Source organism: Sphingobium sp. FG125 (genome assembly GCF_057809795.1).
Window position 1 is genome coordinate 52,686 of the sequence record NZ_JBMDKQ010000006.1, and the last position, 24,722, is coordinate 77,407.

Here is a 24,722-nt window from a genome sequence, read left to right on the forward strand (position 1 = left end):
TGGAACTTGTAATAATGTTGCTTGGTTTTGGATCAATCGGAAAGTGCGATCGGGCGGTTTATGACGCCTTTCTTGTCGCGCCCGCGCCAGGCGCGACGCGATCGAGCCAATTGTCGATCAGCTGCGTCCAGCGCTGATAGCCCCGTGGGTTCATGTGCAGCCCGTCGGGGCGAAACAGCGAGGCGTCGGGCAGGCCGTCGCGCGCCAGCAGCACGCTGCCGACATCGAGATAGGTGAAGCGATCCGCCCCGGCGCGCTCGGCAATCGCCTGGTTGACCGCCGCCATTTTGGGCCGCAGCGTCCAGCGGATCGGGCTGGGCTTCAACCACAGGAAAGCGATCGGCGCGCGCGGATAATCGGTGCGCAACCGTCTCAGCAGGGTCAATATGTCGTCGGCAACCTTGCCTGGGCTGGCGCCTGCGGCCAGATCATTTTCGCCGACATAGACGATGATCGTGGCGGGTGGGACGGGCGGCAGCAGGCGGCGATAATGGCGCAGCACATCGGGCGTGCTGGCCCCGCCAAAGCCGCGATTGACGGTGGGAATGTCGATAAAGCTGCCCGCTATGTCCCACAGGCGGATGCTGCTACTGCCCAGGAACAGGGTCGCGCCGTCCACCGGCGGGCTGGTGGCATTGGCTTTGGCAAAGGCCTCAATTTCCCGCGCGAAGGGGAAGGCCGGGTCGGCATTGGGCGGCCGGTCCTGCGCCTGCGCGCTGCCCGCGCCGGGCAGCGCGAGCGCCAGCAGCAAGGCTGCGACCGCCCTAGTGGCGATGGAGCGGGCGCAGGCGATATTTGCCGTCCGCATAGGCACCGAACATGCCGGTAATGGCGGGATGATCGACCGGCTCGTCGCTGTCGTCGTTGACCAGATTCTGCTGGCTGACATAGGCGACATAGCTGGATTCGCCATTTTCGGCGAGCAGGTGGTAGAAGGGCTGTTCCTTGTCCGGCCGCGCATGTTCGGGGATGGCGTCATACCATTCCTCGCTATTGGCGAACACCGGATCAATGTCGAACACGACGCCACGAAAGCCGAACAGGCGGTGCTTGACGACGTCGCCAATGCTGAAGCGGGCATGGACAATCGGCGGGGCGGTGACGCCAGTGCCGAAAATCTGAATCGTGTTTCTCATATGTCCAATTTAGGACTGTTCGCCTGTCACACAAGAAAAATACCGACAAGGCTGCTTGGCAAGGCAGGAATCATTCGCTAATGGCCGCGCTCGACCCGGTTGGGACGCGCTTTTCCTGTGCGAAAAGCCGCATGTCCCGGCCTTCTGCGGAGAGGTGGCAGAGTGGTCGAATGCACCGCACTCGAAATGCGGCGTGCCGGTGACGGTACCCAGGGTTCGAATCCCTGCCTCTCCGCCAATAGCCTGTCCTTCCACATCCGTTCCGAATCACAAAACTCCAGCTTTTCTGCGGCTTTCAGGGTGATTCGTATCCACTTGCATCCCTGCCCGTCCACCGGTGACCGATTGGAAATGTGGGAAAGAATGTGGGAGAGTTGGCGGCATGGGAAAGCTCTCCGCTACCGCTGTGAAAGCAGCAACGCGCCCTGGGCGGCTCGGCGATGGCGACGGCCTGTTTCTTATGATTCAGCCCAGTGGCGGCAAGAGCTGGGTGTGTCGAGTGCAGAAGAATGGCACCCGGCGCGACTTTGGTCTGGGCAGTGTATCCAAGGTGTCGCTGGCGACAGCCGGGAGCGGGTACGGGAAATCCGCACCTGGGTCGAGCTTGGACTGGACCCGATATTTGAACGGCGCAAAGCGCGGGAATTCCCACTTTTCGGCAGGCGTCCGCCAGGGTGATTGCTGCCAACAGCAAGACATGGCGGAACGAAAAGCATGAAAAACTAGAAACCTATGTGTTTCCTCAGATCGGCGACTTACGGGTTCATGAGATCGTCGGCCCGATGATCCGGAACCTGTTATCCGACATCTGGCTCACCAAACCAGAGACAGCGCGACGGGGCCGGCAGCGTATCGGCACCGTTCTCGATTGAGCTTACGCCTCGGGCTATCGTGAGACTGAAGCGCCGATGCGCGCGATCACGAAGGGCTTCCTCGACAGCCCAGGCAGGATGGGCACTTCGCGGCTATGCCTTATGCGAAGGTAGCGAAGGCAAGGCAGGCAATGGGCGCTCGATCCTGACCTTGAGCCGACCCTGCGCCGGATGGGCGAGCGTGGCGACATCATCCGCACTCTGAACCGCGCCCTGCGCGAGGCAGGCATCGCCCGGCCGCCGCAGGACCATGCACTGTTCGACAGCTGCGATCCGGCAGCCACACCGATCATCGACGGTATCGATGGCCGTAGCCACTATGCCGATATCGGCTGTCCATGCCAAGGGCGCGATCCTGCGCCTCTCGCCCCGCCCGGCAGACATCCACGCGGTCGATCGTACCGTTGCTGCCATCGCCAGTCAGCATGACGGCAAGTACAGCGTCGATATCCACCTGCGCCATGATCCCGCAATGAGCGAGAGCGGCGCCCAGGCGCATGTCCGCCGCCTTGAAGCCATGCGCCGTTCGATCGGCAGGCCCGAGCTGCTGGCGGACGGGACGTGGCAGGTCGGCCCCGATCATCTCGCCGATGCGCCGGTCCATGAGCAGCGACAGGGGCTTAAAGCACCGGTGATCATCGAGACGCTGACGCACGGGCCGCTCGATCAGCTGCCTGCCCATGATGGCGAAACCTGGCTCGATCGCCAGCTGACCGCCGCCACGCCCGAGCCCTTGCAGCGCGGCTTTGGGGCAGAGGTGCGCGGGGCGATACAGCAGCGGCGGCAATGGCTGGTTGAACAGCAGCTGGCCGAGGGTGAAGAGGGCGTCACGCGCTATCGCCGGAACATGCTGCAACTGCTCCAGCGGCGTGAGCTCGATCGCGTGATCACGGGCATCGAGCAGGACACCGGCCTTGTCCATCGCCAGCTCCATGCCGACGCTCCCATCGAAGGCCTCTGTCGCCGCGCCGTGCAGGTCGGCGACCAGCGCTATGCGCTGATCGAGAAGAGCCGCGAGTTCAGCCTGGTGTCCTGGCGGCCGGTGCTCGATCGCGCGGTCGGCAAATCCGTCTCGGGCATCATGCGTGCCGAGGGCATCAGCTGGACCATCGGCATCGGGACGCGTGGTTGGGCATCAGCTGAACGAGGCTCCCTTGGATGGCCCCTGGCGGCACCACAGAGCCGCTGTCCATCGGCGGCCGCAGGCGCGATCCTGCCAAGCGAAAGGATCGTCGCGCATGAAGGCGTTCAAGAACAGCCTCGCGGCAGGATCGCGTGCTGCCATTGCATTGAATGTGAGAAAGGACGCACTATCTTTGTCCTGTCAGTCTTCCCTCCTTGAGTGACACCTCCCTGAACTTCGGCCCCGTCAGCGCATCGCGCGGCGGGGCTTTTTTTACCTGTACTGGTGGTCGGGGCAGTTAAGATTTACGGCGATAGGTGGGACATTCGCGACAGTCAGCTTTGGACAGATTAACGCACGAAGCAGTCATTATTCACGCCCTGAAAGCGCCGCTGCTCATTGGAAACACTTTCTTGCCATTAGCTTGGCAGAGATTATTGGGCATCAGGTGCGCTTTGTTGGATCGTAACCGCAGCGTCAGACCCTAGCGCCAGCAACAGCAGCGCCGACAGGCTGCACATGGGAATGACTGCCCACAGGAAAATCTGGTAACTTTGCGTCAGATCGTAAATGATATTGGCAGCCATGGGCGCCATGCCGTTGGCGAAGAGCAGAAAACCGTTGATCGCGCCGAACAGCGTGCCGAAGTTGTGCAGGCCGAAATGGCGCGCAGCAAGATAGGCGCAGGCGTCCAGTTCGGTGCCGACTGACAGGCCCAGGATGAGAAACGCCGCCATGGCTGCGCCCGATGAACCGGGCATGGCAAGCAGAAGGGCGACCGACAGGATCGGCGTCGATACGCTAATCGCCGAGATCCTATGCGGGTTCAGCCGATCGAGCAGATAGCCGCCACCTAGGCGACCAACCAGCGACCCAACGCCGATAAGACCGGCAATGGCGGGCGCCTGTGTCGCCATGAATCCCTGCGCCACAAGGATCGGCACGGCATTGGACGTCAGGGCGCAGACCGCCAGCGCATAGAGGGTGACGCCTGTCGCCAATTTGATGAAGGCGGGTAACGCCAATCCCTGCCTGAGGCTGGCTCCCAATGCGGCGATCGGCATCGATCGGGTAGTTGCGCCAGCGCCCCGGCGCGCATCATCCGTCGCGCTGCGCAGGAACAGCCAAGCGAGCGGGAATATGACCGCCGCGTAGATCAGCCCGACGCCGACATAGGCACCGCGCCATCCCTGCTGGATGACCAGAAAGCCGACCAATGGCGGTGTAATCGCGGCGCACAGGCTGGCGCCGCACAAGGTGATGGCCAAAGCAATACCTCGCCGTTCGACGAACAGGCTGGTGACCGCTGCGGTCCAGATGGTGGGAATGACCAGCATGTCGCACAGGCCCAATATGACCCACAGCAAGGCCCATGAGGCGATGTCCGATGTCGCCAATGACAATGCGCCAAGCGCGGTACAGTAAAGCAAGATGCCCGCAAGCCCGATCCGCCGTGGCCCCAATTGATCGACCGCCCGACCGACCAGCGGCGCAGCAAACAGCCCGATGATGGCGATGATCAGCGGCCCGCTGGATATCTGCGATCGGGTCCAGCCAAATTCTTGTTCCAAAGGCACGATCATCACGCCCAGCGAATAGCTATGGGTCGCCGACAGCAAGATGCCGGCAAGACAGGGAATCAGGACGGTCCCATGGCGACGCAGTTCGCCCGCGCCAGATGGTGATTTGGTGGTCATGCCGATATCCCGGATGGAAAAGTGGAGGCCAAAAGCCAGGCGGCCATGGTTCGCGACAATGGGCGAACCGGCAATGATCGGAGAGGCACAGCCGCTTGACGACGACAGGCCATGTTAGGCGCGATGACGGCGAAAGGCGCGCGGGGTCAGGCCGGTCCAGCGCTTGAAGGCGCGGCCAAAGCTGGTCTGTTCGGTATAGCCCAGTCGGTCGGCAACTTCATCGATCGCCATGGGTGTCTGGCTTAGATAGATGCGAGCGAGTTGCTCGCGCTGCTCTTCGACCAAGTCAGAGAAACGCAGGCCATGGGCGGCAAGGCGGCTTTGAAGGGTGCGGACCGAAAGACCCAATTGTTCGGCGCATCGTTCCACCGAACAATTGCCCGCAGGCAACGCGCCCCGGACGTAGCTGCGGGTGCGTTCGCCCATGTCCGCGCGGTTGAGTATCCGCAGGCGGGCGAGATAGCCACCAAGCAGCCGATAGACGAGGCGATTGGCGCTGGTGATCGGCAGGTCCAGCATGGCGGCAGAAAAAACGATGGTGTTGCGTTCGGCACGATGGCTGACCGGCGCACCGATCAGACTTTCGATCTGGAGTAAATCATGGGGGATGGCGTCGATCGACAACTGTACCCCGGCTGGCCGAAAACGCCCTGCGCTGACCACTCGAAGCAAGGTGAGGATCAGCATCATCGCCTGGTAGTTGGCCTGGACATTGAAACCGACATCGGCACGGACCGTCCAGCGCAGTTCAGCGGTCGGGCTCTGCTCCACCAGTTCAAGCTGTGCTTCGGGCGAGTGGGCCACGGGGAGATAATTGATGAGGCACATCATGACCGAGCGCATGTCCGGCGCAGCGCGGCAGACTGCAGTGACACTGCCAAACACATCGGCATCCTGGGTCGCGGCGAGGTGCAGGCCAAAGATCGGATCGTCAAACTGGACGCTGCAATATTCAAACATGGCGGCAACCTGCTGACACGAGACATGGCCGTCAGGATTGGCCAGCGCCCGTGGATCAAGGCCATGCTGCCGGAGGATGCGGTGCGGCGCCCCTCCCCTGCTGCGGATGAATTCGGAAAAACCGCGCAGGTTGGCCGCACGCATGGAGCCGGCAGCGGGCACCGCTTCGAGCGGTCCGGCGAGGCCGAAGAAATAATCCTGGTCCTCCATGCCGATCCTCCAACCCGGACAGCGAAGCGGACATAGCTGCGCTGGTATAATCGGATTCATATCATATCGAAAAAGCTGCACCTAATGCCAATACAGCCGGTCGGTCCTGTGTCATTTTCCCAGCCAAGAACAGAGCAGAAGGAGACGGGCATGGCCAAGGCAACAGCCGCGGAGCTGAAGCGCGATGCTGCGCAATTTGTCCGGTACGAAAAAGATCGGGCGCGCCGGATCGCGACCGTCACCTTCGATCGACCGGAAAAGGCGAACACCACGACGATCGGGATGCGGCTGCTGTTCGGCGAAATCGTCCATAAGGCGAATATCGACGATGATGTGAAGGTACTGGTGATCCGTGGCGAAGGCCAGGATCTTGGATCTGGCGGTGACATTAACGAACATGGCGACATGTATCTGAACCCTGGCGAGGATGATAATTTCCTCCCCGACCTGGAGATTGACGACCCGGACGTGCGCTATCCGCCACCCGGTTCCTATCGCTTCCTTCACGGCCTGACCGACCATTATGCCAAGGGCTATGCCGGCAACCGGCCGTTGCAGGAATTCAAGAAGATCAGCATCGTGGAGGCCAAGGGCTATTGCTATGGCTGGCATTTCTACCAGTGCGCCGACGCTGACCTGATCGTGTCTTCGGACGATGCGCTGTTTGGCCATCCGTCCTTCCGCTACGCCGGATGGGGACCACGCATGTGGCAATGGCTGGAAATGGTCGGCATCCGCCGCTTTTCCGAGATGCTGTTCACCGGTCGCCCCTTCACCGCTGCAGAGATGATGGACTGTAATTTCGTCAACAGCGTCGTTCCGCGTGACCGGCTGGAGGCGGAGACGGACAAATATGCAGATGCCTGCAGCCGCACCCGACCGATGGACGTGGTGGTCGCGCAAAAGACCTTCATCGAAGCCTATAAGCAGTATCGTGGCGAATATATGGGCAGCCTGATGACCGGCTGGCTGGAAGGCATGTTGCCGCTAATGAAGAATGATCATGCGGGCGACATTGATCTGGGCGCGGGCGGTTTCGACCAGGGCATCGCCCATGCCGTCAAGAATAACGACCTCAATTATCCCCCGGAGTGGCGGCTGAGCCGCGCCGGGCGCGCGAAACGCTAAAGAAGAGAGGAGCCTGACCATGATCGAGACCCTCTTTGCGATTGATCGGGGCAATTATCGCGACTGCCAGCGCCTGTTCCGGGGCGAGCGGGAACAGGAATATTATCTGGGCGACTATTGGATGGAGGAAGGCTCCGTTATCGACGTCAGCGCCCGGCGCAAGCCCGCCGGACCCAGCGCCGTCATCCTGCTGCGATCGGCCACCCGGCTGTTCTTCCGCCGGACGCGCCAGCATGTGCGCAAGGATGGCACTGACCTGTCGGTATTGTGGTTCGTCAAGCGTGGCCGCTTGTTGCTGAGCAACCAGATGGGCAGTCGTAGCGCGCAATGCGGCGACATGCTGATTACCCGGTCGATATCCCCCTTCCTGATCGAATGTCAGCCGGATGGGCATGGCGTGCATGAGGTGCTGCACGTGACCGTGCCGACCCATGTACTGCGCGGGCTGATCGACTGCGATGCGAGCGCCGGGCTGCTATTATCGACCCAGCGGCCGGAACTGGCGATGGCGGACGCCATATTGACCGGCCTGTTCCAGCGCGAAGGCGATCTGGCCGAAGAGACGACTCGCATATTGGTCGAGGCGGCGCTGGCGGTGATCGGACAGGGACTGCGTGGCGATAGCAGCGTCATGCAGCCCCGCCAGTCCGTTGCGGAGAAGCGCTTTGCCGACGTGCAGCGCTTCGTCGAGGTGCATCTGTCCGACCCCGGCCTGTCGGCAGCGATGACCGCGCGGGGATGCGGTATTTCGCCGCGCTATCTAACGACGCTGCTCCAGCAGAATGGCACCAGCTTTTCGCAACTGATCTGGGACCAGCGGCTGGAACAGGCGCGCAAGTGGATGGCGCGGGCTGACGCAGGCAGCATTTCGATCAGCGAGATTGCCTATGGCGTGGGCTTCAAGAGCCCGGCCCATTTCAGCCGCATGTTCAAGCGCACCTACAAGCGCAACCCAAGCGACTATCGATTGGACGCCTGCGCGGCACGAGCGATTGCCGCGGCCCCATGCGCTGTTCCATCCGGCGTCCTGCACTGAGGGAGAGCAAGACATGACCGTGCAAGGCGCAATCATCCAACCGCCCGTCATCATCAGCAATGAAGCCTATGTGTCGCAAGCCTATGCCGACATGGAAGCGCAGAAATTATGGCCCAAAGTCTGGCAGATCGCGTGCCGGGAGGAGGAAATTCCGCACGTCGGCGATTTCGTCACCTACGACATTGTGGACGATTCCATCATCGTCGTGCGTGCCGCGCCCGACCGGATTGCCGCCTATTTCAACGTCTGTCGTCATCGTGGGCGGCAATTGACGGAAGGGTGCGGCCATGCCCGCAAACTGGTGTGCAAATTCCATGCGTGGAGCTGGGATTTGGACGGCAATAATATCGGCGTGGTCCGCAAGGATGGCTGGGGCGACAGCCTGAAAGATGATGATCTTCGGCTGCGCGACGTGCGCGTCGACAGCTGGGGTGGATGGGTGTTCGTGTGCATGGACCCGGACGCGCCGTCGCTCGCGGACTATCTGGCACCCGCCGCGGCTATGCTCGATCCGTTCGAGCTGGACAAGATGCGCTATCGCTGGCGGCAATGGCTGCACTTCCCGTGCAACTGGAAGGTCGCGATCGAGGCATTCAACGAGGGCTATCATGTTGCAGGAACTCACCCGCAACTGACCAAATATTCGCCCAAACCGACCTGGAGTGACGGGCGGGGCATCCACGGTGTGTTCGGATCGCAATCGCGCGAAGGCACGGGCGGCGCGACGGCGGGGGCGGCGGGAGCGCCAGACATGCGGCGCGGGCTGGCTGACTCTCTCAACCAGTTGTGGGAGGAAGTGAACGGCACGACCACCGAAACCATGGTGCGCGTCGCCAACCTGCTGGTGGAGGAATTGCCCGAAGGCACGTCGCCGCAGGACGTGCAGATGCACCTGATGAAGCGGACAGTGGAGGAGGACGCCAGGCGCGGGGTGAACTGGCCCCGGATCGATCCGGCGCATTTCGCGGCGGCGGGCAATGTGTGGCATATTTTTCCCAACACCGTCATCATCCACGGGCCGACCTTTGCGCTCTGCTATCGCGCGCGGCCCGACGGGCGCGACCCCAATAACTGTATCTTCGAAGTCTACACGCTGGAGCGTTTCCCCGAAGGACAGGAGCCAAAACCGGAAAACCTGCACAAGCCCGACATAGACGAGGCCAGTTGGCGCAAAGTGTTGTGCCAGGATTTTTCCAACATGGGGGCAGTGCAGCGCGGCCTTCGTTCGCGCGGGTTCGACGGGTTGCGACCCAGTCCGGTCGAGGAACGTGCCATCATCAATTTTCATCGCGTGCTGGCCGATTATCTGGGCACCGGCGCGCCGCAACCGATAGAATGAGGGAGCCATCATGGCCGATATGGAAATGACCAATGCCAGCGCTGTGCTGGACACGAGCGACGTCGATCAATGGGTCGGCAAGCCCGTTATCTTTGCCGAGATGTGGGATCCGTGCAATGCGACCGATATTCGCCGCTGGGTGCAGGCCATGGACTATCCCAACCCGGTGCACTGGGACGAGAATTTTGCGCGCGCGTCACGGTTTGGCGGCATTGTCGCGCCGCAAAGTTTCACCGTGGCGATGGATTATGGCCATGGCTGTCATCCCGCCTGCGTGGGGAAAGTGCCCGGCACGCACCTGATCTTCGCGGGGGAAGAATGGTGGTTTTACGGAACCCCAGTCCGCCCTGGCGACAAGTTGACCCAGAGCCGCCGTTTCGATGGCTATTCGATTTCCGAAACGGGCTTTGCCGGGCCGGCCATGTTCGCGCGCGGCGACACCATCCATCGCAACCAGCACGGCGCACTGGTTGCCAAGGAGCAGGCGACCGCGATCCGCTATCTCGTCGAGGAAGCCAATAAGCGTGGCGTCTATGGCAAGGAAAAGCGCAACCCCAAGCGCTGGGCCAAGGAGGATGTCTTGGAAATCCACAGGCTTCGGCACGAATGGATAATGTCCAATCGCCAGGGCATATCCCCCGCCTATGGCGACGTGAAGGTCGGCGACCGGCTGCCGCGCCGCGTGATCGGGCCGCATTCGGTCATATCCTTCGCCAATGAATGTCGTGCGCACCGTCAGAACATTTGGGGTACATGGCGCTGGAACGTGCCGGAAGGCGTGTATGATCCGGCGCGCGAGGATGCCGGCTTCGGCGCGGACATGAGTTACGACCATGACGCGCGCAAGATTGACCCGCGCATGGGCGACGGCCTTTATCACGGGCCGTCATCGGGCCATATCAATGCCGAGAAGGCCGAAAATGTCGGCATGGGCGGCGCCTATGGTTATGGCGCATCGATGAATGCCTGGCATCTGGACACGGTTGCCTATTGGGCAGGCCTTGAAGGCTATGTCTGGCACAGCAAGACGCAGTTCCGATCCCCCGCCTTTGAAGGCGATGTCACCTATGTCGATGGCGAGGTGGTGGAAAAGATCGACCGTTCGCCCTTCGGGATGCCGGTGGTCAAGATACGCACGGTGATGACGACACAGGATGGCGACGAAATCCTGAAAGGCACCGCCCAGGTGGAGTTGCCCTATTGAGCACGGCGCTTTCCTACGTGCGCGGACTGCCGCTGGGCGAGGAGCCGGGGCAAGCCGCACACACGATTCCGGCCTATCTGGAGGAGGTGCGCGCGCTCTATGGGGCGCGCGATGCCGTTATCATGCGGACCCAGCATCAGCGGATCTGCTGGAGCTATGACGAGCTTCACGCCCGGTCGGTCGCAGTTGCCAAGGCGCTGATCGCGGCGGGCATGGGCAAGGATGCCCGTATCGGCGTGCTGATGGCCAATCGGCCGGAATATCTGGCCTGTGTATTCGGCATCGCCATGGCAGGCGGTGTGACTGTCGCCCTCAGCACCTTTTCCACGCCGGACGAACTGGCGCATCTGATCCGCGCATCAGCGGTCGAGGCGCTGTTTTTCGATACGCGCGTGTTGAAAAAGGACTTTGCAGCGATGCTGGCGCCGATCGATGACCTGCCGTTCCTGAACCATCTGATACAGCTCGACAGTGTGACTGATGCGGCCCCGGCCGCAGGCCATTTTGAAAGCTGGGACGATTTTCTGTCCGGCGGCGCGTATGTCGCCGACAGCATCGTCACCGCAAGGGCAGCCAGCGTGACGCCATGCGATATTGGCGGCATTTTCTTTTCGTCAGGGACGACCAGCCTGCCCAAGGGCATCATCCACAGCCAGCGTGCCTTCTGCATCCAGTGGTGGCGGTGGCCGCGCGTGTTTGCGATGCACGAACCGGTGACGAGTTGGACAGGCAATGGCCTATTCTGGTCGGGCAATATCAGCCTGGTGATCGGGACGGCATTGTCCACGGGCGGCGCGGCAGTGTTGCAACCCGTGTTCGACGCGGGCGCGGCGCTCGCAGTGATCGAGCAGGAGCGGGTCACATTCCTGACCGGACGACCGCACCAATGGGCGCGGGTGCAAGCGGCGGACAACTGGGCCAGTGCGGATCTTTCCAGTCTGAAATATGTGACCAAGGGCGAGTTGATCGGCGAGCATCCCACAGTGCGGACCGACTGGACGACGCCGATGGCGTTCGGCACGACCGAGACGATGACGATCTGCACCGCCTTCGACGCGGAAACGTCAGAGGCCGACTATGCTGGCAGCGCTGGCGCGCCCCTGCCGGGCAATATCCTGAAAATCGTTGATCCGGTGACGCGGGCGATCGTCCCGATAGGTGAGCATGGCGAAATGTGCATCAAGGGACCGACACTGATGTCGGGCTATCTGGGTAAGGCACCAGAGGATTGTTTCGACGAGGATGGTTATTATCGCACGGGTGACGGCGGGCGGGTCGATGCGCAGGGTCGCTTCTTCTGGGAAGGGCGGCTGACCGACATGATCAAGACCGGAGGGGCCAATGTCGCGCCGGAGGAAGTGGACGCTGCCATCGCCGCCTATCCCGGCGTCAAGCGCAGCCAGACCGTGGGCGTGCCGGACAATTTGCTGGGTGAGATGGTGGTAGCCTGCATCGTTCCGATCGACGGCGTCACCATCGTGGAGGACATGCTGATTGCGCATCTCAAGACCCAGATGGCGAGCTTCAAAGTACCGCGGCGGGTGCTGCTGCTGGACGATGCGGAATTTGCGCTGACAGGGAATGAGAAGGCCAAGGCAGCGGATATTCGTGCCGTGGCGGTGGCGAAACTCGCGAGCGTCTAAGGCGCGATTTCGATCGCGTCGCCGTTGATGCGCAGCTGATAGGTGCGGATCGGCGCCTTGGCGGGCGGGTTCATGGCGTGGCCGGTTTCCAGGTTGAAGCGGGCACCATGGACCGGGCAGGCAATCCAGCCCGCGCGGATGCGACCGCAGGCAAGCGGCTCGTCGGCGTGCGAACAGCGGTTGGCGATGGCGAACAGGCGGCCATTGCTATGGCAGATCAGGACGCTTTGCCCGTCAAATTCGACGACTTTGACGGAACCGGGCGGCACGTCGGCGAGATGGGCGACTGGGGTGAAGGTAAGGATGCTCATCCGCTTCTATCACCACAGCACCGCACAAGCCGCAATCAGCGGTAATGGCGTGCGCGCACCGGTGCAAGCCATCCTGCCGAGCCGGTCATTCCGGTTCCCTGCTTCCGCCCCGATAACCGGCGAAGGAGAGTTGCCCCAGGAGAGCCAGAGCCGTGAGTGAGGATTATTATCAGCACGCCTATGTGACCACCGACTGGCGGCGTGCCATGGCGGAGATCGGCGCGATTCAGGGCATTGGCCATTATATGGAAATGCCGGACGCTGAGTTCGACACCGGGCAAAACCGTCAGGCGGTGGCGCATTTTGCGCTGGCCAACCGGCATGGCGTGCAGTTCGAGATCATCCAACCCCTGTCGGGTGATATCAGCGTCTATCAATGGGGGCTGCCCGACAAAGGCTATGCCACGCGTTTCCACCATCTGGGGCGGCATTTTTCTGATCGGGCCATCTTCGATGCCGAAGTCGCGACCGCCAAGGCACGCTGGGCGATGCCGATCGCATGGGATACGATGGGCGGCACTTATGCCTATTTCGATGCGCGGGACGATCTAGGCCATTATCTGGAATATTATTGCTTTCCCGACGGTTCGCATCTCGACGCAGTGCCGAGCTTCTGATGGAAAGCTTCGATCTTGTCGTCGTGGGTTCCGGTGCGGCGGGCGCGATGGCGGCGCTGCGCGGTGCGGAGCTGGGCCTGTCGGTCCTGATCGTGGAGAAGGCGCACAAATTTGGCGGCACGTCGGCGACATCTGGCGGCGTCATGTGGGTACCGGACCACGGCCTGAACGGTGATATGGGCGACAGCGCGGAGGAGGCGCTGCGTTACCTGCATACGGTCATACAGGTGCCGGTCGATGAGGCGCGCCTGAGCGCCTATGTCGCGCAGGCGCCGGCGATGTTGCGGTTCCTGAAAGACAGCGGCGTGCCTGTCGCGGCGGCAGCCTGGCCCGACTATTTTCCCGAAGCGCCGGGTGCACGAGCCGACCGATCGGTCATCTGCCCGACCTTCGACGGGCGTGAACTGGGCGACCTACGCTATCCGCTGATGCGCGAGCAATATAGCCGATTCAAGCTGTTCCACCGCTATGCGATGGACCTGACCGAAACCTTCGCGCTGATGATGCAGCATCGCGGCTGGCGCTTTACCGCTGCGAAGGTGATTGCGCGCTACTGGCTCGACATAGGCGCGCGGCGCGTGTCGGCGCGCGACCGGCGCTTTACCCAGGGTGCCGGTTTGATGGGCGCGCTGTACCGGCAGGTGTTTGCGCGCGGGGTGGAATTGCAGCTGGAGACGGCGCTGGAGTCGCTGGCGGTGGATGAGGCGGGCGTCGTGACGGGCGTGACCGTACGCCGGTTCGGCCAGAGCCGGACGATCAGCGCGCGCCATGGCGTGGTGCTCGCCGCCGGTGGCTTTGAATGGAATCAGGCGCTGCGTGACCGTTTCTATCCGGTGCCTGGCCTCACCCGACACAGTTCTACCCCGGAGGATGCCAATCGCGGCGAGGCGCTGATCGCGGCGGAAACGGTTGGCGCGTCGGTCGCCCATGTCGACCAGGGTTGGTGGATACCGACCATGATCCTGCCTGCCCCCAAGGCGTCCAATTTCCACGAAATCCATCAGGCGGCCTTCGATGTCGGGCGGCCATGGAGCGTATGCGTCAACCGAAACGGCGTGCGCTTCGTCAACGAAGCGACCGGCTATGACCGGTTCGGGCAGGCCATGGTGGAGGACCATTTGCGCACCGGGGCAAACATGCCCTGCTGGCTGATATTCGACGCAAAATTCCGCGCGAAGTTCAGCGCGGGCGGACTAATGCCGACAGTCCACACGCCAGATCGCCGCATCCCCGACCATTGGTGGGACCATTATGTGTTCCGTGCCGGGTCGATTGCTGAACTGTCAGACAAAATTGGCGTGCCGCGACAGGCGCTAGAGCAAACCGTGGAGGCCATGAACGGCTATGCCTTCACCGGCGTCGATCCTGAATTTGGGCGCGGCGGCAATATCTATGATCGCTTCTTCGGCGATCCGACGGTCACGCCCAACCCCAATCTGGGGCCGATCGACACTGCGCCCTATTATGCAGTGCCGATCAACAATGGCGATCTGGGCACCAAGGGAGGATTGCGCTGCGACGCGCAGGCGCGCGTGCTGGACGGCGCGGGGCAACCGATCGCGCATCTCTATGCCGCGGGCAATTGCGCGGCCAGTCCCTTTGGCGATTGCTATCCGGGCGCTGGCGGGACGATCGGCCCGGCACTCACTTTCGGCTTTGTTGCGGCCAATGACATCGCCGCACGGGCGCATAATCAAGGAAAGACAGAATGACGGAATCTCAGGTCGCGATCGTGACCGGCGCAGCGGGCGGCATTGGCGAGGCGATCGTGCGATGCCTGGTCGAACAGGGCGTAGCCGTGGTCGGCACCGGACGCACCATGACGAAGCTGGAGGCATTGGCAGCGACATTGCCGAGTGGCGCGCGTTTCAGTGCCATCGCGGCCGACATGGCGGACGACTCGGCACCGCGTATGATCGTCGATCATGCGATCGCGACATTCGGCAGGGTCGATTATCTCGTCAACAATGCTGGCTCAGGCGCATGGGCCGCCGTTCACGAAACGAGCGACGCGGTGCTCGACGAGGTGATAGACCTGTCGCTGCGCGCGCCGTTCCGCCTGTGTCGCGAAGTATTGCCGCATATGGGCAAGGGGTGCGCAATCGTCACGATCGGTTCGACCTTTGGCATTATGGGTGGCATGGATGGCGGCATTTATTGTGCAGTCAAGGCGGCCTTGACCGGCCTGACGCAGACGATGGCGGCGCAATATGGCGAACGCGGCATCCGTTCCAACATCGTCGCGCCGACGGTGGTGCGAACAGCCATGACCGACGCCGCATGGGAGTATCCCGCGTTTCAGCGGATCAATCAGGGGCTGACCCCCTTTTACCGTGACTGCCTGCCCGATGATGTCGCGAACGCCGTGGCGTTCCTCTGTTCCGACAAGGCCGAATTCATCAATGGCCAGGTGATCGCCGTGGATGGTGGCTGGTCGACGACGCGGATGATCAACAGCCGGTTCCTGCCTCAATAGGCGATTTTGCGGGCCACCAGATCGGCGAGTTCTGCCTCGCCGAGGCCCAGCAGGTCGCCATAGACATAAGCATTATGTTCGCCCAGCAGCGGGGCGCCCCTTTCGATGGGCGCTTCGTCGGGTGCCATGCGCCAGCCCGGACTGATGACCGGGCGCACATCTCCACGCGTGTCAGTGACAAGGCGATATGCGCCGAGCGACCAGAGCGCCTCACTGCCAATAAGGTCGAGCGAGGACTGGCTTTTATAGGCTGGCACGCCCGCCATCAAAAGTGCTTCGGAAAGCGTATCGGCGTCATGTGTGATAGTAATCGCGGCGATGACTGCATCCAGTTCGGCGCTGTGGCCGCCCCGACTAGCATGATCGGCAAACTGGGCGTCCTGCCCCAGCGCGGACGCGCCAAGCGTTTCGACCAGCGCCGTCCATTCATCATCGTTTGCCACAGCGATGCTGATCCATTGGCCATCGATGCAGGGATAGCAGCCATGCGGGGCCATGTCGGCATGGGCGTTGGCCTGCGCACGCGGCAGATCGCCGGTCAGGCCATAGGCGAACAGGCTGTCCCCGATCATGGTCGAGAGGGTTTCGACCGCCGACAGATCGATAAACTGCCCCTCCCCCCTGGTTTCGCGATGGTGGAGCGCGGCGACGATGGCCAGCGCGGCCGATGCGCCGACGGTGGAATCGCCATAGCGGATGTTCATGCCAGCAGGCGTTTCGCCTTCATGGCCGACCAGCGCATTGAGGCCGCCCAGCGCCGCAAAACAGGGCGCATAGCCGGTCTGATAACCAAGCGGACCGTCCGTGCCGTACATTTTGATCGAAAGCTGGATGATGTCCGGGCGAATGGCGCGCACCGCATCATAGGACAGGCCCGATCGTTCCATGGCACCGGGGCGCAAATTGTCGATCAGCACGTCCGACATAGCAATCATGCGGCGGAGATAGGCCATGCCTTCGTCCGACTTCATGTCGACCTGAACGCTCAGCACTTGCTGGTTGATGCTGCGGAAATAGGGCGCGCTGTCGATGTCTACACCGCCATAGGCGCGCATTTCATCGAGATTGGCGCGGCTTTCGACCTTGATGACTTCCGCGCCGAGAAAAGCGAGCAGCTTGCCTGCATAGGGACCAGCCCAGACCTTGGTGATTTCCAGCACGCGGATGCCCGTCAGCGGACCGGTGCGGTTCATGCCGCTTCCCCCTGATGCGCGCCGGGTGCGGGCGCATGGGCGTGGATAAGGACAGGGGATGCGCTCATACGGTAGGGGACGGTCGGATAGGTGATGCCGTCCAGCGACTGGAAATAGCCGCGATGGGCATATTGGCGATGGTTCACAATATCGGCGGCGGTGTTGACCTGCACCAATGGGACGCCCGCCTGCTGCGCCGCGTCCGACACGGCGCCCTTCGGCTGATGGACGATCCATGGGCGAAAATGGTCGCGAAATTCGGCCACGCGATCGGGCGTGCAATGATATTCCAACCAGTCGTCGGGAAAGGCAGTTGCCCAGTCGGGATTGCCCATCAACGCGCACAGGCCGCGCCAATGCGCGCGCGTCGTCATCAACAGATAGACATGGCCGTCGGCGCAAGCGAAGGCTGCGCCCGGACCGCCCATATCATAGCGGGTGCGTTCGGGACCGGGGTCCGCATCGCCCGCGAGCATCCGACCCAGCACGGCGTCAGCCCGCGAAAGCTGGACGGCCACTTCGCTGATGTCGATGGCCTGCCCCTTGCCGGTCCGGCGTCTGGCGAACAGCGAAGCTGCGACGCAGAGTGCCGCTTCGATCCCCGCCTCATAATCGCTCATGAAGCGGCCAGCGCCTTGCAACGGGGGTTTGTTCGCGGAGCTTTCGCTGGGGGTGTGCCAGGCCCAGCCGCCCGCATTCATGACGTTGATCGGACGGGCAATCTGCCAGTGTGATGGCGCGGCCTGACCGAAGGGGGTGATGGCGCAGTGAACCAGATCGGGCAGGCTGCCAAGGGACAGGCTATGGGCGGCAGTCCAGTCGGGCTGATGATCGTCGATCAGCGCATCCGCGCGCGCCAGCAGACGATCGAGCAAGACGCGGTCGCTCGGTCGATCTAGATCGAGCAGCACCGATTTCTTGTTGCTGTTGAGATAGCGGAAGAGCGTGCTTTGCCCCTCATGGAACGGCCCCATGGCGCGAGTTGGCGCGCCGCCTGGGGGTTCGACCTTGATCACCTCCGCCCCGAAATCAGCGAGCAGGCGCGCGCCATATTCGCCGCAGACCCGCTCCGCCGTTTCGATGATCATCATCCCGGCAAGCGCTGTCACGGCTGGTGGACCAGCGCATAGTCGCCCGCATCGTCCACGCGTGCCTGCCAGCCGGGATAGACAACGATGGTGGTAAAGACTTCTTCGATGATCGCGGGGCCGGTAACCCGCGCGCCTGGGACGAGCGCCGGGCCTTTGAAGATGGCGACGTCGGCAAACCCAGTGCCCAAATTGGCGCGGCGATGCCCGGCGGGGACCGGTTCGAGCGTGGAGGCTAAAAAGCCGCCGCTGGCCGGGGGCATGGGGGTTGCGACATGGGCGGCCAGACGGACACCGGTAATTTCCGGCAATTCGCCTTCGCGGATATGGCCATATTCGGCCATGTGTCGGGCGTTGAAAGCAGCAATGGCGCGGTCGGACAGGCTATCGTCCACGAAGGACAGGTCATTCAAACCCGAGCTTTCATGCAAGTCGAAGGTCAGCGCCCAGTTCTGCCCGCCGTAGCGCATGTTGAGTCGCCATGTCGCCTGAATAGCCTCTGCGTCAAAGCCCGCCCCCGTGAAGTGCGCCCCGGCATTGTCGGCCAATTCTCCCCACAATAGACGCAATTGGTCAAGGTCCAACGCATCGACGGGAGCAGTGCAGGAGCGTTCTTCGTCAATGCTGGGATGGGCCACCAGCGTGCCGAGCGCCGAGAATGTGGGCGACGCCTTTGGCACCAGCACATGGGTGATGCCCAGTTCCTGCGCCTGAATCGCGGCAAAGGCAGGCCCGTTGCCGCCATAGGCCAGCATGACCATATCGGCCGGATCGATTCCCTTGGCCGCCGTGGTGCGCCGCACCGCTTGCGTCATATTGGCGTTGACCAGCCGCCAACAATCGAACGCCGCCTGCTCTGCGTCATAGCCCATCTGCGCGCCCATGGCGGCGAAGGCTTCGCGAACGCCTTCATCGCGCAGGCGGAAGCTGCCGCCGGCAAAGCCTTCGCCGGTCGAAAGGATGCCCAGCATCAGCAGAGCGTCGGTGATGGTGGGCTGGAGGCCGCCGCGCCCGTAGCAGATCGGGCCTGGGACAGACCCCGCCGATGCGGGGCCGACCTTGAGTTCGCCCTTGTCAACATGGCAGATCGAACCGCCACCGGCGCCCAGTGTTTCGACCTGCACCATTGGCACGCCGACCAGATAGCGGTGGTGCATGTTCCACCCTGCTTCGGCTGGGGCTGCGCCGTCGATCACCACCGACATGTCATAGCTGGTGCCGCCCATATCGACGCAGAGCAGGTTCCGATGGCCCTTCGCTCCGCCAACATGGGCCGACGCCATGACTCCACCCGCCGGGCCGGACGCCAGCACGCGGATCGGCGCGGCGGCGATATAGTCGCGGGTCATCACTCCGCCCGACGCCTGCATCACCATGAGTTGGTGCGGATAGCCTGCCTGTGCGAGCCGTTCGACGAGCCGTTCGAGATAGGCGTTCACGCGCGGCGCGACATAGGCGTTCACGACCGTGGTGCTAATCCGGTCATATTCCGGCGCGCGCGACAATATGCGGTGGCCCAGCGACACCGGCACGCCGGGCATTTCTTCTTCCACGATCTGCGCGGCGCGGCGTTCATGATCGCCATTCACATGGGCGAAGATCAGGCCGACGGCGACGGATTCGACCCCCTGCTTGCGGAATTTATCACAGGCATCGCGCACGGCCTGCTCGTCCAGTTCCCGGTGGATGCTGCCGTCGGCGAGGACGCGTTCGGGGATGGTCAGGCGGCGGCGGCGCGGGACGATGGGCTGGGGCGGTTCCAGTCGCACGTCCCAGATGCTTTCCTTGAACCCGCGGCGATATTCCATTTCATCGCGGAATCCTTCGGTGGTGAGCAGCCCGGTGACCGCACCGTTCATCTCGATCAGCGTATTGTCGGCTACAGTCGTGCCATGGACGATGGCGTCGCACCGCGCGAGGAAATCGCCGAGGGAAAGACCCTGACCCGCCGCCAAGGTGGCAAGGCCGCTCATGACGCCTTCGGAACGGTCATGCGGCGTGCTGAGATTTTTGTGGAGAATGACGTCGCTGCCCTTGAGCATCGCGAAGTCGGTGAAGGTGCCGCCAATATCTATGCCAATGCGGTAGGTCATGCCGCCATCCGCTCCCCGCGCAGCGCGGCGGTGGCCGCATGGTCCACGTTCAGGCTATAGTCCGTCAGGCTGCCGGTCAGGACGACACCATAGCGGTCGCGCGCGGCATCGACGCTGACCAGTTCGTCTAGTACATCCTCGCACACCGCCTGCGGATCGCGCAGGAGGGCGGGACCGAAGCCCGCACCGCCGCCATGTTGGTAAGCGATCACCGCCCCTGCAGGCAGTTGCGCGCGGGCGGTCAGTTCGACGCGGTATTCCTGGTCCGTCCCGACCTGGAAATGATTGACGTAGGGGGTGCCATCATCACCGCCTTCCAGCCCGCTGATGGGGTGATCATGGCTGACCATCCACGCCATGGCGAGCGCCGGTTCGAGTATCTGCTTGACGTTGCGGCTGCCGGGCATCCCGCGCCAGCGCCCCGCCCCGCCGCTGTCGGTGACGAGTTCGCGACTGGTGTTGATCACCGGAAAACGGCTTTCGCCGTCCTCCGCCTGTGACAGCAGCAGGTTGCCGAGCGAAACCGGGCAACTGCCCCAGCCGTCAATCCCCTGCACCGCCGACACGTCCATAGACCGGCAATCGACGCCCTGATCCATCCACATCTGGCCGCGCGGATCAAAGCCGATGACGGCGTTGGGCATCCCGATCTTATACACTTGCGGCGCGGACCGCTCCGGCGCGACCTTCGACAGGGCGACGCACACCGCTTCGGTAATTTCGCAAGCCGGGTGGAAGGAGCCGAGTGCGGCGGGCTTGTTGGGCGGGGGATGGGCGATGCAGCCTTCGGGCAGGATGATGTCCACGGCGTTGAACAACCCTTCATTCTTGACGATGTCCGGGTCGATGGTGGAGGCGATCTGGGTCATGATATAGCCGCGCGAATTGGCAAAAGTGTTCCACACCCCGACCAGATCCTGCCGGTCGTCCGTGCCGTTCAAGTCAACGGTCAATTGGTCGCCCGCGATGGTGCAGGCGACATGAACGCGGACATCCTTCGTGCCGACCGTGTCATGGTCGATATGAACGGTCGCTTCATAGGTGCCATCGCGCCAGTCTGATACCACTTGACGCATCTGGCGCTCGGATGTCTCGATCGCCTGGTTGACGGCGGCGCGGACGACGTTACTGCCCCATTTGTCGAGTATAGCGCGGATCGAGGCGCTCGCTTTTTCCACAGCGCCGATCATGGCGGCAAGATCGCCTGCAAAGCTGGGAAACCGGTTATTGCGTTCGAGCAAATAGATGGAGTCCCGCCGCTTTTCGCCGCGATGAACGAGTTTTAGGCAGGGAATGGCCAGCCCTTCGGTGAAAATGTCGGTCGCGTCGAGGGTGAAGCCGCCGGGGTCTTTCCCGCCCGTATCCCCCTGATGCGCCTGGAGCGCCTGGATCAGCACCAGTTCGCCCGCCGCGTCATAGACAGGGGCATAGACATTATAGTCGGGCAGATGGCCGCCGCCATGATCGGGATCGTTTCCGACGAACACGTCGCCCGGCCCCCAGTCGAAATTGTCCTGCTGCATCAGGCCGTAGCGCACCGTTAGCTGTGACACGAAGGTCAGATGCGGCGTGCCGATCGACCCCATGGCCAGCCGCCCATGCGCATCGACGATTGCCGCGTTGCGCTCGTTCGACTGGTTGATGATCGGGGAAGAGGCTGCCCGGCCCAAATGGGTTGTAGCCTCATAACAAACGGTTTCCAGCGCGCCGCGAATGATGTTGGCGGTGACAGGATCAATGTTGATGGTGGTGGGCAAAGGCGCGCGTCTGGCGGCCAGCCTGGCGTTCAGTTCGAAGGACATGGGCTTCCTCAGCGCGTAGGACGATGGGGTGGCATCGCGACATAGCGATCGACCGCCTGCTCGAAATGGCGGATACGGATTTCCTGATAATTACCCAGCGTCAGGCCGCGCTTGGCCGACGCTTCCAGCCCTTCCTGCTGAAGGAAGAGGTTGTCGGTGTCCTGGTCCAATATCTTGCCGAAACCGGCATCCATGCCCGGCGCGTCGCAAAAGCTTTGCTCGTCGGTCAGGATGATCGGTTCGGCAGGTTCCGGGCACTGTCCGTCCGACGGTACCGGACGCATGAAGAACACTTCAAAAATGCAGCGGCGGTGATCCCTGGGGTCCGGGCGGAAACGATAGACCATGGGCAGCGATACGCCGGGGAAGAGATAGGTGTTGGGGAAGATCGTATAGGAGAAGCAGTCGAGCATCTCGCTGTCCGAGGTCGCTGACAGATCGCTGCCTGTCGCCTGGCCGAACATGCCGCGGAACATATCCGCCATCGCCTGCCGCGCGGTGCCGTCGCCAACAGTAGGCCGGTCGTTGCTCAGGACGGACGCATCGCCAACCGTGAACTGGTCGAGAATATCCTGTTCGGAAAAGCGCCCCTCCAAATGCGGCGAGGCTACGCCGAGACAGGAGATGAAGCGATTAACATGATCGCCATAGACGTCATATTGGGTGTTGGCGTCCGCGTTCGACGGGGCGACCTGCGGGTGCGTCTCGATCACATGATAGGCCTCCATGAAAGCCTCGACCGTCAATTTCCAGTTGGCCGGAAAGCTTTTCTGCACATGGAGGTGGATATAGCGGTCCTCCAGCTTCCAGGCGCTGATATGGGCGAGCGCATTGGGGCCAAGATACGCCTCAAGGCTGGGTGCTGCAGGGTCCATGTTGATCCAGACAAAGCCGCCCAATGTCTGGACGCGGGCCTGGGGCAGGCTGTTATTGGCGGGATCGACATGGGGGAAGTCCCATGGGCAGACGATGCCCTTGCTGCTGCCGTCGATATTCCAGCTCCAGCCATGGAAGCTGCATTTGAACTCGCTGGCAAAGCCCGCCGAGCCGGATGCGCGCAATTTGGTACCGCGGTGGAGGCAGGCGTTGACATAGGCGCGGATGTCATCGGGCGCGACGCGGGTGATGATCAGGCTGTAGCGCCCGATGTCATAAACCTGATAGTCTCCAACCTCCGGGATATGTTCTTCCCGGCAGGCAAATTGCCAGGTGCGCGTCCAAAGGCTTTCCATTTCTCGACGGGCATAATCGGGGTCTATATAGCGGTCGTTCGATACATCCTCGCTGCCCAGAAAAGCATAGGATTCCGATCGGACCCAGCCGGGCGCGGCGATCCTGTCGCGTGCGATGATGTTCTGTGTGCTGATCGCCGGGCAGCGGGCGTCGCCCGGTTCGATCGGGCCGGATTCCATGTTCATGCAACTCTCCGTTGGTCAGAGGCGGCAGGCGTGCAGAGGCCGGGCGCGATGCTGTGGATCGCCCCGTCCTTCATCACCATCGCCAGCCGGTTTTTGTCTTGAAGGATTGTGACGTCGGCTATCGGATCGCCATCCACCAGCAGCATGTCGGCGAGCGCGCCGGGCGTTAGCGTGCCAAGGTCGCCCTCGTCCCGCATCGCCTGCCCGCCATTGCGAGTGGCGCAGGTGAGCGCGCCGGGCGCATCATAGCCATAATAATCCATCAGCAATTTGATATCGCGGGCATTGGTCCCCTGCCGATTCCAGGCGAGGCCATAGTCGCCGCCGATAAGGTGACGGATGCCGCGTTTGCGCAGCTGGGTATGCGTGTTGACCGATTGCTCGATCAGGGCGGGGATGCCCATGGCTTCGGCCACGGCGCGCGGAATCCACGGTTCGCCATAATGGATCATGCTGTGGAACAGGCCGATGGACGGCGCGATGACAATGCGATCGCGCGCTTCCTCCAGCATGTCGAGCATCTCGTCATCGGCATATTCGACATGGAACAGGCCATCGACCCCGGCGCGGATGCAATGCTTGGTCCCTTCGATAGAGCGGCTGTGGGCGTTCACCTTGCGACCGAAAGCATGGGCAGTATCGACCGCCATCTTCACTTCCTCGAACGACATAGGGGTGACGTGCGCTGGGCTGCCGGGATAGAAGGGATCGCCCGACACATCGAGTTTGATATTGTCGCACCCCTCGCGGATCGCGAGGCGGACAGCCTTGCGCATTTCTTCTGGACCATCGACGATGCAGCTGATGCCGATGCGCGGATTATGCAGCTTGCTTTCGTCGCCCATGCCGCCGGTGACGGTGATTTCGGTCGATCCGGCACGGATGCGGGGGCCGGGAATATGGCCCGCGTCGACCGCATCGCGAACGGCGACATCCAGCTTCAGCTTGGCTGCCGACGCGCCATAGCAACTGGTAAACCCCTGATCGAGCAACCGTTTGGCCATACGCGCGGTGATGAGCGTGTGGGCTTCGGGCGAGGGGCTGATCAGATCCTCTGTGGAAGCCGCGTCGCCGAAGGATATGTGGGCATGGCCTTCGGTCAAGCCGGGCATCAAGGTCAGGCCAGTGCCGTCGATGATCTGGTCGGCCGGGGGGAACGGCGCTGCTGCGCTGGCCATCACTGACCGGATGCGATTGTCCTCAACCAGCAAGACACCTGCAAATGGCGAGGCGCCGGTAGCGTCCCAGATGGTGGCATTGGTGATGAGTGTGGTCGGCAAGATGACATCCTTTCCTGCCGATCAGACTATGCCCTTGCCGCCTGCGGCCCAATGACTGCACGCGTACTTGGCGTTTCCTCTCTGCGCGCGAGAGCC

Annotated in this window: 23 protein-coding genes, 1 tRNA gene and 1 pseudogene; 13 read left to right on the plus strand and 12 right to left on the minus strand. The window is 62.4% G+C overall.

Annotated elements, in window-relative coordinates; all coding sequences use genetic code 11:
• Nucleotides 1–58: 58 nt before the first annotated feature.
• Nucleotides 59–808: a GDSL-type esterase/lipase family protein gene (locus ACODSR_RS07335; RefSeq protein WP_489075119.1), complete on the minus strand. Its 750-nt coding sequence runs from the start codon at nucleotides 806–808 to the stop codon at nucleotides 59–61.
• Nucleotides 765–1,136, minus strand: coding sequence for a heat shock protein HspQ (gene hspQ / locus ACODSR_RS07340; RefSeq protein ID WP_489075121.1), 372 nt, complete (start codon nucleotides 1,134–1,136; stop codon nucleotides 765–767). The genes ACODSR_RS07335 and hspQ overlap by 44 nt, the downstream gene beginning before the upstream one ends.
• A gap of 148 nt (nucleotides 1,137–1,284) precedes the next feature.
• On the opposite strand from hspQ, the gene ACODSR_RS07345 reads away from it, so the two are divergent.
• The 4 genes and pseudogenes from ACODSR_RS07345 to ACODSR_RS07360 form a co-directional block, all read left to right on the plus strand.
• A tRNA-Ser gene (locus tag ACODSR_RS07345) sits at nucleotides 1,285–1,374 on the plus strand.
• Nucleotides 1,375–1,518: 144 nt separating this feature from the next.
• Entirely contained in the window at nucleotides 1,519–1,854 is a 336-nt protein-coding gene (locus tag ACODSR_RS07350) for an Arm DNA-binding domain-containing protein (RefSeq protein ID WP_489075123.1), read from the plus strand.
• Nucleotides 1,811–2,008 (plus strand): phage integrase central domain-containing protein, encoded by a 198-nt coding sequence (locus ACODSR_RS07355; RefSeq protein ID WP_489075125.1) that lies wholly within the window; start codon nucleotides 1,811–1,813, stop codon nucleotides 2,006–2,008. Before ACODSR_RS07350 ends, ACODSR_RS07355 begins: the two co-directional genes overlap by 44 nt.
• Before the next feature lie 171 nt (nucleotides 2,009–2,179).
• Nucleotides 2,180–2,242, plus strand: a pseudogene (locus ACODSR_RS07360) (hypothetical protein); the annotation flags it as partial.
• 55 nt (nucleotides 2,243–2,297) lie between these two features.
• Here ACODSR_RS07360 and ACODSR_RS07365 read toward each other — a convergent pair.
• Nucleotides 2,298–2,471, minus strand: a complete 174-nt coding sequence (locus ACODSR_RS07365; RefSeq protein ID WP_489075444.1) for a hypothetical protein — start codon at nucleotides 2,469–2,471, stop codon at nucleotides 2,298–2,300.
• Between ACODSR_RS07365 and ACODSR_RS07370 the strand changes: the two genes are divergently transcribed.
• Complete coding sequence (locus ACODSR_RS07370; RefSeq protein ID WP_489075430.1) at nucleotides 2,391–3,350, plus strand: DUF3363 domain-containing protein; 960 nt, start codon at nucleotides 2,391–2,393, stop codon at nucleotides 3,348–3,350. The two genes, ACODSR_RS07365 and ACODSR_RS07370, sit on opposite strands and share 81 nt — an antisense overlap.
• A gap of 215 nt (nucleotides 3,351–3,565) precedes the next feature.
• On the opposite strand, the gene ACODSR_RS07375 is transcribed toward ACODSR_RS07370, so the two are convergent.
• Both ACODSR_RS07375 and ACODSR_RS07380 read right to left on the minus strand, forming a co-directional pair.
• Nucleotides 3,566–4,828, minus strand: a complete 1,263-nt coding sequence (locus ACODSR_RS07375) for an MFS transporter (RefSeq protein WP_489075127.1) — start codon at nucleotides 4,826–4,828, stop codon at nucleotides 3,566–3,568.
• A 114-nt stretch (nucleotides 4,829–4,942) separates the two neighbouring features.
• Nucleotides 4,943–5,998 (minus strand): helix-turn-helix transcriptional regulator, encoded by a 1,056-nt coding sequence (locus ACODSR_RS07380; RefSeq protein ID WP_489075129.1) that lies wholly within the window; start codon nucleotides 5,996–5,998, stop codon nucleotides 4,943–4,945.
• 150 nt (nucleotides 5,999–6,148) lie between these two features.
• On the opposite strand from ACODSR_RS07380, the gene ACODSR_RS07385 reads away from it, so the two are divergent.
• Genes ACODSR_RS07385 through ACODSR_RS07405 form a run of 5 tightly spaced genes read left to right on the plus strand, consistent with a single transcriptional unit; the run spans nucleotide 6,149 to nucleotide 12,348 of the window.
• The gene (locus ACODSR_RS07385; RefSeq protein ID WP_489075131.1) at nucleotides 6,149–7,126 is read left to right on the plus strand and encodes an enoyl-CoA hydratase/isomerase family protein; all 978 of its coding nucleotides are present in this window, start codon (nucleotides 6,149–6,151) and stop codon (nucleotides 7,124–7,126) included.
• A gap of 19 nt (nucleotides 7,127–7,145) precedes the next feature.
• The gene (locus ACODSR_RS07390; protein ID WP_489075133.1) at nucleotides 7,146–8,162 is read left to right on the plus strand and encodes a helix-turn-helix transcriptional regulator; all 1,017 of its coding nucleotides are present in this window, start codon (nucleotides 7,146–7,148) and stop codon (nucleotides 8,160–8,162) included.
• 13 nt (nucleotides 8,163–8,175) lie between these two features.
• Nucleotides 8,176–9,501 carry an aromatic ring-hydroxylating oxygenase subunit alpha gene (locus ACODSR_RS07395; protein ID WP_489075135.1) on the plus strand — a complete coding sequence of 442 codons (1,326 nt, stop codon included), beginning with the start codon at nucleotides 8,176–8,178 and terminating at the stop codon, nucleotides 9,499–9,501.
• A gap of 10 nt (nucleotides 9,502–9,511) precedes the next feature.
• Complete coding sequence (locus ACODSR_RS07400) at nucleotides 9,512–10,705, plus strand: FAS1-like dehydratase domain-containing protein (protein ID WP_489075137.1); 1,194 nt, start codon at nucleotides 9,512–9,514, stop codon at nucleotides 10,703–10,705.
• Nucleotides 10,702–12,348 (plus strand): class I adenylate-forming enzyme family protein, encoded by a 1,647-nt coding sequence (locus ACODSR_RS07405; protein WP_489075139.1) that lies wholly within the window; start codon nucleotides 10,702–10,704, stop codon nucleotides 12,346–12,348. Before ACODSR_RS07400 ends, ACODSR_RS07405 begins: the two co-directional genes overlap by 4 nt.
• On the opposite strand, the gene ACODSR_RS07410 is transcribed toward ACODSR_RS07405, so the two are convergent.
• The gene (locus tag ACODSR_RS07410) at nucleotides 12,345–12,659 is read right to left on the minus strand and encodes a Rieske (2Fe-2S) protein (protein WP_489075141.1); all 315 of its coding nucleotides are present in this window, start codon (nucleotides 12,657–12,659) and stop codon (nucleotides 12,345–12,347) included. The genes ACODSR_RS07405 and ACODSR_RS07410 overlap by 4 nt on opposite strands.
• A 152-nt stretch (nucleotides 12,660–12,811) precedes the next feature.
• Here ACODSR_RS07410 and ACODSR_RS07415 point away from each other — a divergent pair, with 152 nt between their 5' ends.
• The 3 genes from ACODSR_RS07415 to ACODSR_RS07425 are packed head-to-tail and all read left to right on the plus strand — an operon-like array spanning nucleotide 12,812 to nucleotide 15,752.
• On the plus strand, nucleotides 12,812–13,276 hold the full coding sequence (locus ACODSR_RS07415) for a hypothetical protein (RefSeq protein WP_489075143.1): 465 nt from the start codon (nucleotides 12,812–12,814) through the stop codon (nucleotides 13,274–13,276).
• A complete protein-coding gene (locus ACODSR_RS07420; RefSeq protein WP_489075145.1) occupies nucleotides 13,276–14,988 on the plus strand; it encodes an FAD-dependent oxidoreductase in 1,713 nt (570 codons plus the stop codon). Before ACODSR_RS07415 ends, ACODSR_RS07420 begins: the two co-directional genes overlap by 1 nt.
• Nucleotides 14,985–15,752, plus strand: a complete 768-nt coding sequence (locus ACODSR_RS07425; RefSeq protein ID WP_489075147.1) for an SDR family NAD(P)-dependent oxidoreductase — start codon at nucleotides 14,985–14,987, stop codon at nucleotides 15,750–15,752. The genes ACODSR_RS07420 and ACODSR_RS07425 overlap by 4 nt, the downstream gene beginning before the upstream one ends.
• Here ACODSR_RS07425 and ACODSR_RS07430 read toward each other — a convergent pair.
• Genes ACODSR_RS07430 through ACODSR_RS07455 form a run of 6 tightly spaced genes read right to left on the minus strand, consistent with a single transcriptional unit; the run spans nucleotide 15,746 to nucleotide 24,626 of the window.
• Nucleotides 15,746–16,945, minus strand: coding sequence for a CaiB/BaiF CoA transferase family protein (locus tag ACODSR_RS07430; protein ID WP_489075149.1), 1,200 nt, complete (start codon nucleotides 16,943–16,945; stop codon nucleotides 15,746–15,748). The genes ACODSR_RS07425 and ACODSR_RS07430 overlap by 7 nt on opposite strands.
• Nucleotides 16,942–18,036 carry a CaiB/BaiF CoA transferase family protein gene (locus ACODSR_RS07435; RefSeq protein ID WP_489075151.1) on the minus strand — a complete coding sequence of 365 codons (1,095 nt, stop codon included), beginning with the start codon at nucleotides 18,034–18,036 and terminating at the stop codon, nucleotides 16,942–16,944. Before ACODSR_RS07435 ends, ACODSR_RS07430 begins: the two co-directional genes overlap by 4 nt.
• A gap of 14 nt (nucleotides 18,037–18,050) precedes the next feature.
• A complete protein-coding gene (locus ACODSR_RS07440) occupies nucleotides 18,051–20,126 on the minus strand; it encodes a hydantoinase/oxoprolinase family protein (RefSeq protein ID WP_489075153.1) in 2,076 nt (691 codons plus the stop codon).
• Nucleotides 20,123–21,928 carry a hydantoinase B/oxoprolinase family protein gene (locus ACODSR_RS07445; protein WP_489075155.1) on the minus strand — a complete coding sequence of 602 codons (1,806 nt, stop codon included), beginning with the start codon at nucleotides 21,926–21,928 and terminating at the stop codon, nucleotides 20,123–20,125. The genes ACODSR_RS07440 and ACODSR_RS07445 overlap by 4 nt, the downstream gene beginning before the upstream one ends.
• An 8-nt stretch (nucleotides 21,929–21,936) precedes the next feature.
• On the minus strand, nucleotides 21,937–23,346 hold the full coding sequence (locus ACODSR_RS07450) for an aromatic ring-hydroxylating oxygenase subunit alpha (RefSeq protein WP_489075157.1): 1,410 nt from the start codon (nucleotides 23,344–23,346) through the stop codon (nucleotides 21,937–21,939).
• Complete coding sequence (locus ACODSR_RS07455) at nucleotides 23,343–24,626, minus strand: metal-dependent hydrolase family protein (RefSeq protein WP_489075158.1); 1,284 nt, start codon at nucleotides 24,624–24,626, stop codon at nucleotides 23,343–23,345. Before ACODSR_RS07455 ends, ACODSR_RS07450 begins: the two co-directional genes overlap by 4 nt.
• Nucleotides 24,627–24,722 lie beyond the last annotated feature (96 nt).

Bases quoted from the DNA above. Each gene is read 5' to 3' on its own strand.
- ACODSR_RS07450 (WP_489075157.1), bottom strand. From the start codon at position 23,346: ATGAACATGGAATCCGGCCCGATCGAACCGGGCGACGCCCGCTGCCCG.
- ACODSR_RS07385 (WP_489075131.1), top strand. From the start codon at position 6,149: ATGGCCAAGGCAACAGCCGCGGAGCTGAAGCGCGATGCTGCGCAATTT.
- ACODSR_RS07425 (WP_489075147.1), top strand. From the start codon at position 14,985: ATGACGGAATCTCAGGTCGCGATCGTGACCGGCGCAGCGGGCGGCATT.
- ACODSR_RS07365 (WP_489075444.1), bottom strand. From the start codon at position 2,471: ATGGCGCAGGTGGATATCGACGCTGTACTTGCCGTCATGCTGACTGGC.
- ACODSR_RS07435 (WP_489075151.1), bottom strand. From the start codon at position 18,036: ATGATGATCATCGAAACGGCGGAGCGGGTCTGCGGCGAATATGGCGCG.
- ACODSR_RS07445 (WP_489075155.1), bottom strand. From the start codon at position 21,928: ATGTCCTTCGAACTGAACGCCAGGCTGGCCGCCAGACGCGCGCCTTTG.
- ACODSR_RS07420 (WP_489075145.1), top strand. From the start codon at position 13,276: ATGGAAAGCTTCGATCTTGTCGTCGTGGGTTCCGGTGCGGCGGGCGCG.
- ACODSR_RS07335 (WP_489075119.1), bottom strand. From the start codon at position 808: ATGCGGACGGCAAATATCGCCTGCGCCCGCTCCATCGCCACTAGGGCG.
- ACODSR_RS07375 (WP_489075127.1), bottom strand. From the start codon at position 4,828: ATGACCACCAAATCACCATCTGGCGCGGGCGAACTGCGTCGCCATGGG.
- ACODSR_RS07350 (WP_489075123.1), top strand. From the start codon at position 1,519: ATGGGAAAGCTCTCCGCTACCGCTGTGAAAGCAGCAACGCGCCCTGGG.
- ACODSR_RS07410 (WP_489075141.1), bottom strand. From the start codon at position 12,659: ATGAGCATCCTTACCTTCACCCCAGTCGCCCATCTCGCCGACGTGCCG.
- ACODSR_RS07440 (WP_489075153.1), bottom strand. From the start codon at position 20,126: ATGACCTACCGCATTGGCATAGATATTGGCGGCACCTTCACCGACTTC.
- ACODSR_RS07380 (WP_489075129.1), bottom strand. From the start codon at position 5,998: ATGGAGGACCAGGATTATTTCTTCGGCCTCGCCGGACCGCTCGAAGCG.
- hspQ (WP_489075121.1), bottom strand. From the start codon at position 1,136: ATGAGAAACACGATTCAGATTTTCGGCACTGGCGTCACCGCCCCGCCG.
- ACODSR_RS07430 (WP_489075149.1), bottom strand. From the start codon at position 16,945: ATGAACCGCACCGGTCCGCTGACGGGCATCCGCGTGCTGGAAATCACC.
- ACODSR_RS07395 (WP_489075135.1), top strand. From the start codon at position 8,176: ATGACCGTGCAAGGCGCAATCATCCAACCGCCCGTCATCATCAGCAAT.
- ACODSR_RS07400 (WP_489075137.1), top strand. From the start codon at position 9,512: ATGGCCGATATGGAAATGACCAATGCCAGCGCTGTGCTGGACACGAGC.
- ACODSR_RS07390 (WP_489075133.1), top strand. From the start codon at position 7,146: ATGATCGAGACCCTCTTTGCGATTGATCGGGGCAATTATCGCGACTGC.